A 1,040-nucleotide genomic window follows, 5' to 3' on the forward strand; every position below is an offset into this window, starting at 1 on the left:
TCCGGCGCCCCGCACGGGCGCGCCGTCGACCCGCTGTTCCTCGCCCTGCCGCTGCGGCCGCTCGCGGACGCCGCCCTCGCCCGACCCCGCGAACTTCGCCACGGTGGCCCGGACGTCCACGTGCTCGGGCACGGTGCCGAGGAACGCCCCGGACCTCGCCTTCACCTTGCCGGTGATCCGGCTGAGCCGGAACACCCGGGCGTCGCCGCGGTCGCGGTCGTACCCGGCCAGGTACCAGTGCCCGCGCCAGCACTCCAGCGCCCACGGCTCGACGCTGCGCTGCTCGGCGGCGGCGGCGCCGGCCTTGCGGTACTCGAAGGCGACCGGACGGCGGTCCCGGGCGGCGGTGAGCAGCGGCTCGAACGCGGCCTCCCGGGCGGGGATGCGCGGCTCCAGGGCGGTGCGGCCCTCGGCCTCGGCGAACGGCACCCCGGCCGCCCGCAGCTTCTGCAGGGCGCCGCTGGCCGCACCGGACATCTTGGCCTGCTGCCAGACCCGGGCGGCCAGGGTCAGCGCGGCCGCCTCCTCGGCGTCGAGGGCGATCTCGGGCAGCCGGTTGCGGTCGGCGCGGGCCAGGTAGCCGAGCTCGCCGTCCAGGGTGCTCTCGTCGACGTCGATCACCAGGCCGAGCTCGCGCAGGTCGTCCTTGTCCCGCTCGAACATCCGGTTGAAGGCGTCCTCGCTGCCGTTCTGCCAGGCCTCGCGGTACGCCTCGATGGACTCCCGCAGCTCCTTCTTGGAGAGCGGACGTCGGGTGTTCATCAGGCACAGGGCGAGATTCATCAGCCGCTCTGCCTTCGCGATCGCCATCGCTGACCCTTCCGGTGTGCCGCGCCGAGCGCGGGGTGCGCCAACCGGGCGATCACCACCCGGCGGGACCGACCGTACCGGTAGCGGTACGCACCGCAAAAGCGGCATCCCCGAACACCCCCGGACATGCCCGTGGGGCGGGGCCCCCGCGGGGGCCGGCCCACCGGGCCCGCCGGCGGCGACGGCCCGCACGTCGACCACCAAAAAAAGGGGCGAGCCCGCCGGGGTGT

General features: G+C 75.4%; 1 protein-coding gene. It reads right to left on the minus strand.

The features are described from left to right. The coding region (locus tag ACIQOV_RS42735; RefSeq protein ID WP_401056695.1) for a helix-turn-helix transcriptional regulator at nt 1–810 on the minus strand (810 nt) is incomplete at its 3' end. Nucleotides 811–1,040 lie beyond the last annotated feature (230 nt).

It is taken from the genome of Kitasatospora sp. NPDC091257, from assembly GCF_044757675.1.
GTDB classification, from domain to species: Bacteria; Actinomycetota; Actinomycetes; order Streptomycetales; family Streptomycetaceae; genus Kitasatospora; species Kitasatospora lactacystinica.